Source organism: Acinetobacter sp. ANC 4173, assembly GCF_004331255.1.
In the GTDB taxonomy this organism is placed as follows: Bacteria; Pseudomonadota; Gammaproteobacteria; order Pseudomonadales; family Moraxellaceae; genus Acinetobacter.
In genome coordinates this window covers 193,359-201,115 of record NZ_SJOF01000007.1, presented here as the reverse complement: position 1 = coordinate 201,115, position 7,757 = coordinate 193,359, and the positions used below count along the sequence as shown (strand labels likewise).

Annotated in this window: 8 protein-coding genes; 1 reads left to right on the top strand and 7 read right to left on the bottom strand. The window is 39.4% G+C overall.

Features of this window, described 5'->3' with window-relative positions; translation table 11 throughout:
* The 4 genes from E0H94_RS10495 to E0H94_RS10480 all read right to left on the bottom strand — a co-directional run.
* Positions 1 to 309, bottom strand: a 309-nt coding sequence (locus E0H94_RS10495; protein ID WP_131326476.1) for a 3-oxoacid CoA-transferase subunit A, incomplete at its 3' end; no start/stop codon positions are given.
* Positions 310 to 467: 158 nt separating this feature from the next.
* Positions 468 to 1,388 (bottom strand): catechol 1,2-dioxygenase, encoded by a 921-nt coding sequence (gene catA, locus E0H94_RS10490; RefSeq protein ID WP_131326475.1) that lies wholly within the window; start codon positions 1,386 to 1,388, stop codon positions 468 to 470.
* Positions 1,389 to 1,510: 122 nt separating this feature from the next.
* Positions 1,511 to 1,801, bottom strand: coding sequence for a muconolactone Delta-isomerase (gene catC, locus E0H94_RS10485; RefSeq protein WP_131326474.1), 291 nt, complete (start codon positions 1,799 to 1,801; stop codon positions 1,511 to 1,513).
* Positions 1,761 to 2,924, bottom strand: a complete 1,164-nt coding sequence (locus E0H94_RS10480) for a muconate/chloromuconate family cycloisomerase (protein ID WP_131326473.1) — start codon at positions 2,922 to 2,924, stop codon at positions 1,761 to 1,763. The genes catC and E0H94_RS10480 overlap by 41 nt, the downstream gene beginning before the upstream one ends.
* 100 nt (positions 2,925 to 3,024) lie before the next feature.
* Between E0H94_RS10480 and E0H94_RS10475 the strand changes: the two genes are divergently transcribed.
* Positions 3,025 to 3,936, top strand: a complete 912-nt coding sequence (locus E0H94_RS10475) for a LysR family transcriptional regulator (RefSeq protein ID WP_131326472.1) — start codon at positions 3,025 to 3,027, stop codon at positions 3,934 to 3,936.
* 78 nt (positions 3,937 to 4,014) lie between these two features.
* Here the strand turns inward: E0H94_RS10475 and E0H94_RS10470 are convergent, their stop codons facing one another.
* From E0H94_RS10470 to E0H94_RS10460, 3 genes are all read right to left on the bottom strand, one after another.
* The gene (locus E0H94_RS10470) at positions 4,015 to 5,283 is read right to left on the bottom strand and encodes an OprD family outer membrane porin (RefSeq protein ID WP_131326471.1); all 1,269 of its coding nucleotides are present in this window, start codon (positions 5,281 to 5,283) and stop codon (positions 4,015 to 4,017) included.
* Between the two features lie 115 nt (positions 5,284 to 5,398).
* Positions 5,399 to 6,751 (bottom strand): spinster family MFS transporter, encoded by a 1,353-nt coding sequence (locus E0H94_RS10465; RefSeq protein WP_131326470.1) that lies wholly within the window; start codon positions 6,749 to 6,751, stop codon positions 5,399 to 5,401.
* A gap of 393 nt (positions 6,752 to 7,144) precedes the next feature.
* Positions 7,145 to 7,612: a MarR family winged helix-turn-helix transcriptional regulator gene (locus E0H94_RS10460; protein ID WP_131326469.1), complete on the bottom strand. Its 468-nt coding sequence runs from the start codon at positions 7,610 to 7,612 to the stop codon at positions 7,145 to 7,147.
* Positions 7,613 to 7,757 lie beyond the last annotated feature (145 nt).

The window sequence follows — 7,757 nt, the reverse complement described above, 5'->3', positions numbered from 1 at the left end:
TTGAGGTACTAATTCCAGTTCGATTTTGCCTGCACGATAGAGTTCATCGAAGACCCAAGAGTCAGACTGACGTGGGAATGAGCAGATGACTTTTTTGACGGCACCGGCTTTCAACAGTTTCGCCAGACCATAGTCGCCATTGCCTGCGTTGTTGCTGACAATGGTCAGGTCTTTACGTCCAAGCTTGATCAGCCCGTCAATGAGTTCAGCGGGTTGGCCTGCTGTACCAAAACCACCGATCATGATGGTTGAGCCGTCTGTGATTTGAGATAAAACTTCATGAACTGAAGTCGAGGATTTATTGATCATGTAAAGCACCCATACATTGATTTTGGATCTGCTTCTTTCGTGCAAATATCAAATGTCGAAAAGGGGAGTAAGAATTAAAAAATCGTAGCGTTATTGGGAAACTGAATGGAATGAGCCAAGCATTTCCTTAGCTCATTCATGGTTTAACGATTAGAGCGTTATGCTACTGCACGACGACGATCAACTTCAGTCGAAGGAGCAGAAGCAGCTTCTTTAACTAACTCAATATTGAAGGTAATGTGCTTAAAAGGTTTGTCTAGACCACGACGCTGAATTTCAGCAGGGTCGATCACATCAACTGCTGTAGCCACTAAGCCATCACGGGTTGCAAAAGCAAAGTCATCCCATAAATATTGATCACCTTCAATGTTGAACTGAGTGGTTAATTTACGGAAACCTGGTGCAGAGACAAAATAATGTACATGTGATGGTCGATTACCATGACGTCCTAATTTATTCAGTACGGCTTGCGTCGTGCCTTCAGGAGGGCAGCCATAACCTACAGGCATAGTGGTTAAAGCCACATATTGACCCTGTGCATCGGTTAAAATAGTACGACGTAAGTTAAACTCAGACTGAGACTTATCAAAGAAAGAGTAGTTGCCTAAGCTGTTGGCATGCCAAACTTCAACTTTGGCATTTTCAATGATTTGACCGTCTGCATCACGGACAATCCCTTCAATAATTAGCGTATCAATTTTGTCCGATTCGCTGCCATCATCCATACGTGCAAAACCAACTGTTTCTGGTGCACCAGCCACATATAAAGGACCTTCAATGGTACGTGGTGTACCACCAGTGATACCTGCTTTGGCATCCGCTTCGTCAGCACGTAAATCGAGATAATGTTCCAAACCTAAACCAGCAGCCAATAAGCCCAATTCATTGGCTTGACCTGCATCGGTAAAATATTCCAAGCCTTTCCATACCTCAGAGGGTTGAATATCTAAATCTTCAATGGCTTGGAACAGATCGCCAAGTAAGCGAACAATAATTTGTTGAATGCGTTCATCGACAGGTCCTTGTGCGGTATCGACATTCATTTTTTTTACAAGTGCATCAATTTGTTGACGGTTCATACTATAACTCCTGAAGTATGTAGATTATGGATGGCATTATTATTGGCTATTGATTTAGCTACTTGGTTTTAATGCCACAGTCCTTGTTATGTTTAAAATACAGATTAATGGTGATTCAGATTCTATGAATCATCCTCACGGATGGAAGATGGATGCCTGTTTAAAGGCATTACTTCAATATTCATAAATGGGTAGAGTGGCAAACCTTGTAAAATGTTATGCAACTCTTCATTACTCGCAACGTCAAAAATACTAATGTTGGAGTACTGTCCTGTAATACGCCAGATATGTCGCCATTTTCCAGAACGTTGTAATTCCTGCGAATATGCTTTTTCAATGGTTTTTATTTCATTGACTTTTTCAATGGGCATATCAAGCGGAATATGCACATCCATGCGTACGTGAAATAACATTTACAGCTTCCTTGTCTTTACGTCGTAGTTGTTCAATTTTGTCTTCGTCAATTTCGATGCCTAAACCTGTACCAGTAGGCAGATGAAGTTCAAAATTTTCATAACGAAGCGGTGTTTTTAAAATTTCTTCGGTCAAAAGTAGTGGACCAAATAATTCTGTACCAAAAGCTAAAGATTCAAAGGTCGAGAAGGCATGTGCAGAAGCAATACTGCCAATAGGGCCTTCCAACATGGTGCCACCGTACAAATCAATGCCTGCCAAACATGCAATTTTGGCGACTTCGCAGGCTTCGAGCAGTCCACCCGATTGTTCAATCTTGACTGCAAAGACATCTGCACCATGACTCTTGGCAATACGGTAAGCACTGTCAGGACCTGTAAGCGCCTCATCGGCCATAATGGCAACATCGAAACGCTGGGTTAAACGCGCTAAAGCATCTGTATTTTGAATGGCACACGGTTGTTCAATGAGGTCGATACCGCCATCTTGAAGTTGCTGAATACCACGAATACATTCCAGTTCTGACCAAGCACGGTTGACGTCTACACGAACACTGATGTCTGCACCCAAGGCTTTTTTAATTGCAATCACATGGTCAACATCTTGCTGTAAAGGACGTGCACCGATTTTGAGTTTGAACGTGTTATGACGTTTCAGCTCAATCATTTGTTTTGCTTCGGCAATATCTTTTTCAGTATCACCCGAAGCCAGTGTCCACAGCACAGGTAAACTTTCGCGTAAACGTCCACCCAGTAATTCGCTAATAGGTAAGCCTAAACGTTTAGCTTGAATATCAAGCAGTGCTGTTTGAATGGCACACTTGGCAAATCTATTGCCATTAATATTTTTGCGGATCAGTTTTAAGGTTTGTGCAACATTTAATGCTTTCACTGAAGTCAGTAATGGTGCAAAGTAAGTATCAATATTGGCTTTAACACTTTCAGGGCTTTCTTCACCATAATTTAGCCCACCAATGGTGGTGGCTTCGCCCCAACCGACAAAACCATCCGTAGTTGTTATTTTTACCAGTACCAATGTTTGAATACGCATCGTTGTCACAGACAGTTGATGCGGGCGGATTGTAGGGATATCCACGAGTATGGTTTCTATGCTTTTATACATGAAGTTTCAACTGTTTCGAACTTGTTTGTATACCATAGAAGAATGTAATCACCTAAAATAGATATGAACTGGTATTTTAAAATACTAAAAAGGTATGTTGATGGAATTAAGACATTTACGATATTTTGTGACTGTGGTCGAGGAACAAAGTATTACCAAAGCTGCGGAAAGGCTATTTATTGCTCAACCACCATTGACTCGCCAAATTAAAAAATTAGAAGAAGAATTAGGGATCGATCTTTTTGAAAAAGGTTCTCGGCCCTTAAAGGCGACGGAGGCAGGTTTATATTTTTATCAACATGCGGTACAGATTTTAACGCATGCGGCACAAGCCACAACCATGATCAAGAAAATCAACGCAGTCAATACCAGTGTAAAAATTGGCTATGTGAGTTCTTTGTTATATGGGCTATTGCCACAGATTATTTATTTGTTTCGCCAAAAAAATCCAGAGATTCAAGTCGAGTTGATTGAATGCAGTACCAAAGATCAGGTCGAGGCATTAAAACTGGGTAAAATTGACATTGGTTTTGGTCGCTTGCCGATCAGTGATCCTGCCATTAAAAGACTGTTGCTCCGCAAAGAAAAATTAAAACTGGCGATTTTTAAAAAGCATCCTTTAAATGCTTATCAAGAGACAGGGGTGTATTTATCACAAATTGTGAATGAAACTATTTTTTCCTATCCCAATACACCGAAACCGAATTTCTCGACTACCATCCAAGCGATGTTTACCCAGTTGGGGCTTATTCCGACCAAGTGGACAGAAGTGCGTGAAATCCACATGGCTTTGGGCTTGGTAGCGTCAGGTGAGGGGGTATGTTTAATTCCAGAAAGTGCTTGTGACATTGGCATGAAAAATGTGGAATATCTGAATATTTTAGATTTAGAAGCCTATAGTCCTATCTCGTTATCGATGCGTAACATGGACCAAAGTGCGTATATTCCAAAAATTTTAGAATGTATTGAAGAAATTTATCGGACTGAGAATATTTCTACAAACTTAAATTGATTGGATGTCGTTGACACATTCTACAAGAAAAAAAGATGCCTCACTTAGGAGGAGGCATCTAGATGAAAAAGTTTAGCTTCAAAATTTTTTCATATAATTCATAAAAATACGGTCTTCAGCAAAGTCATTGCCATATTTCACATGATAATCTATGTGAATATATTGAAAACTGAGTCCTTTAAGATACGGCTGCTGAAAAGCGTAATTCAGTACATAATTGGCTTCGGTTTCTTGATTATCTTCCCCTGTGGATGATTTGAAATCATGACCATAGACCCATTTCACCGCAGTGCTTAGCCCTGGTACAAAGTCCTTAAAATCATAGCTATAAATCAAGTGATATGATTTTTCATCTTGTTTGGCAAAGCCTGTAACGTTCCAGTTAATGAAATAGGTTTCAGGTAGATAACCATCTAATAAGGGATAGGCAGAATCGCCAATGATTTGTTGATAGCCTAAGCCAAAAGAATGATTACTCACTTTCAAGGTTTCTAGCAGACCAATGTTTTGCGCATCAATAGTGAACGTATCCTCATGGTCTTTAGAATTAAAATATTTCAGTTTTGAATTAAGCGAAAAATTCGCTTGTTTCCATGTGTGATCTAAACTTGCATAGTGGGTGTTATATAAATCTTCCAGATTGCCAAAATAATATTCACCCTTTAACGTTGGGGTAATTTGATAACGCAGGTCAATATAGTTCAACCCATCTGAATATTGCGTGACCCCTTTAGAGGTGTAGGAAAATTTACGAAACTCTTCTTCATTGCGGGGCGAGACTTTTTCAATGCGACCAATTTCAGTCTGGAATTGATCGGTAATTTGCGAGCGCAGATTGGTTCCCCAATAAGAGGTTAATAACTGGCGACTGGTATCCACCGAAGTCACAGGTAGATCCAACCAAAGTTCCCCCACTCTTAATAAGGAATTACCATAACCAAGTTTTAAAGTTGCGCCATATTTTAAAAAATCCGATGCTTGTGACTGGTTGGCTTTATCAAAAGGAAGAATGGAATCGGAAACATGCTTGTCTGAACTTAGGCGCACGGCATATTGCACAGAAGCATCCGCACCAATTGTGATGGGTTGGTCGGCAATATTTAAGGGTGTATCTAGCATTTTAGATTTATAGAACAAAGAGGCTGCTTGTGACCAACTGCCCGTATCTTTGACACCAGCATTATCAAAATCACGATCAATATACGCATTTCTCAGCGTAAATTTCCATTCATCTGCTTGTGCTGCTGTAGATTCAGCTGCGTGAATAGCTGTTATTGCAAATCCATTGAATATCAGCAGGGTGGCTAGGGCGAGTTTTTGTTGTTTGAAATGCGGTGAGCGTTGCATATTATTTCCAAGAGGTGAATGCTTATATCGGGCATTAACTTTTTAAATATTCTGAAGTGCCTTCCCAAAACATTGCTTTGGGACAGACATCAGAATGCAGAGATTAAAATGGCAATTAATGTAATTTTTCGCGTTGCATACTGTCGTTGAAAAATTTGCAGCCTTTAAGCAAGAGAATGAAAGCAAACACACACGATGCTCCACCAATAATTGACAATGAAGACCCCACCATGATTGGGTTGCCAAAGTATTTGTCAGTCAAAATTGCAACTAAAGTGGTGCCAATACCTAAACCAATCAGGTTGCTGACCAACAAGAAAATGGCAGACAGACGAGCACGAAATTGATTAGGAGCTAACATTTGTAAAGCGGTTGCAGAAATCACCAAAGGGAAGGAGGCAAAGAACATGGCAGGAATAAGTAACGCTACCGAAATGTGTAAATTCTGCACTTGGGTGAAAAGAGAAATCGGGAGAATTAAACCAATAATACCAATCACACCTGTGAGCATCGGTGCATTTTGTCGGCCCTTCTGAATAAACCAGTCATTCAGCCAGCCAGCACAAAAAACACCTAAGGTATTGGCAACTAACATAATGGAGCCGAGCATATAGCCAGTTTCAGTCGGTGAAAGCGAAAAGTTGCGAATGTAAAAAGCAGGCGTCCAACTGGTTAGACTATATAAAGCCATGGCATAAAAGGTGAAACCTAAATAATGACACGTAATGGTTTTGCTATGTTTACGGATAAATTGTAGACATTGCTTAAATTCACCTTTTTCGACATGTCCATAAGCATTCAAACGCTGGCCTTTACGTTCAGGGTCTCGTACCGTCAAAATAAACAGCAAACCAATGAAAATACCCGGTAAACCCACCACCAAAAAGGCAACTTGCCAAGCCTTCATGGCGCCTAATAAGGGAACTTGAATTAAAGTTGCACCTTTAAGTAGTTTAATGACATAACCACCCACGAGAAATGCGATACCACCGCCTAAGAATGCGCCAATAGAGTAAATTCCTACAGCACGTCCTAATTTGTCTTTGCTAAACATGTCACTGAACATGGAGTAAGCTGCTGGAGACAATGCTGCTTCACCAATACCCACGCCCATACGGCATAAAAATAACTGAAGAAAGTTTTTACTCATGCCACAGGCTGCTGTTGTAAGACTCCAGATAATAATGCCAATAGAGATGAGTTTGGGACGAGAAAAACGGTCAGCAATATAAGCTAAGGGTAAGCCCATAAAGGCATAAAACAAGGAAAAGGCGAGGCCATGTAATAAACTAAATTGAGTATCCGTTAAATGTAAATCGGCTTTAATGGGCTCAATCATCAGTGCCAAGATTTGTCTGTCAATAAAAGAGAAGATATAGGCCAACATACAGAGTATGACCACATACCATGAATACAGATGGGTTTTTTTATGCTCCGCCTTTTCTACGTAGACATCTACATGATCCATTGATTTGTCCTTTTGTATTTAGCTTGCTCGGTTTGAAATTTCTGAATAAAGTTTGCTTGCGCTAAACGAATGGATTTAGTGCGGATTAGATTCAGAGGCTTAACTTTTGTATTTGATCAATAATATTTTTAGGAAAAATAATTAGAATTCAGTCAGCCGTTCAGCGATTGAGATGTTGATCATTGCTGGATTATTTTCTTTTTATATGTAAAATTCCATTACTTTTTAAGTATTTTAAAATACTCTATGGGTATTTTATTTACATGGCCAAGCTAAAAAATAATTTTAGATCAAAGGTTTATTCTTGGAATTTTGATAGGAGTTTGCAGGAGCGAAGAGTGCAGCAGATGAGTCTTCACTCATCAACTGCTGAATACAATGGAAAAGGTAGACTTAGCTAGAGGGCATCAATTCAAATAGTTTTTTTAGTTGTTGGTTCAGATGATGCAGTTCATCTTCAGAAAAGGCATTCAGAATGCCTGCCAAAGTAACAGCACTGATTTGGTTAATCTGTTCGACAAGGGTTAAGCCTTTATCTGTTAGCTTTACCATAGAAATACGTTCATCTGTCGCGGAAGAAAAAACTTCAACAACGCCATCTTCCACTAAGCGATACACCGCTTTGGTTGCGGTAGTGAGTTTGAGTGTAGAAAGATTGGCAATGTCGGTAATACTGGCTTCACCTAAAGCATTGGTGCTCAGAATAATTTTACGACGCGTATTGTCTATTCCTAATTTTTTAATTGATTTTTCAATAAGTTGAGAATATTTTCCATTGACTTGAGAAATCCAGAAAAAAGGGAAATTTTTAAGACTTTCGGGTTCATTGTTAGGTAAAAATTGTTCTAAATGGTTCAGCATGGCTAAGCAAGGACTTAGTAGAAATTGAGAAATCCATTATAAACAAAATTTTGCAGCTTGCCTTAACGACTCTTGTAAAAATTACTTGACAATTACATATAAATTTCTCATATTTAAATTAAGTTATAAAAATACATGGAAAAGT

What these genes read in the sequence shown, in the direction of transcription:
- catA (WP_131326475.1), bottom strand. Translation starts at nt 1,388, where the DNA reads ATGAACCGTCAACAAATTGATGCACTTGTAAAAAAAATGAATGTCGAT.
- E0H94_RS10475 (WP_131326472.1), top strand. Translation starts at nt 3,025, where the DNA reads ATGGAATTAAGACATTTACGATATTTTGTGACTGTGGTCGAGGAACAA.
- E0H94_RS10470 (WP_131326471.1), bottom strand. Translation starts at nt 5,283, where the DNA reads ATGCAACGCTCACCGCATTTCAAACAACAAAAACTCGCCCTAGCCACC.
- E0H94_RS10480 (WP_131326473.1), bottom strand. Translation starts at nt 2,924, where the DNA reads ATGTATAAAAGCATAGAAACCATACTCGTGGATATCCCTACAATCCGC.
- E0H94_RS10460 (WP_131326469.1), bottom strand. Translation starts at nt 7,612, where the DNA reads ATGCTGAACCATTTAGAACAATTTTTACCTAACAATGAACCCGAAAGT.
- catC (WP_131326474.1), bottom strand. Translation starts at nt 1,801, where the DNA reads ATGTTATTTCACGTACGCATGGATGTGCATATTCCGCTTGATATGCCC.
- E0H94_RS10465 (WP_131326470.1), bottom strand. Translation starts at nt 6,751, where the DNA reads ATGGATCATGTAGATGTCTACGTAGAAAAGGCGGAGCATAAAAAAACC.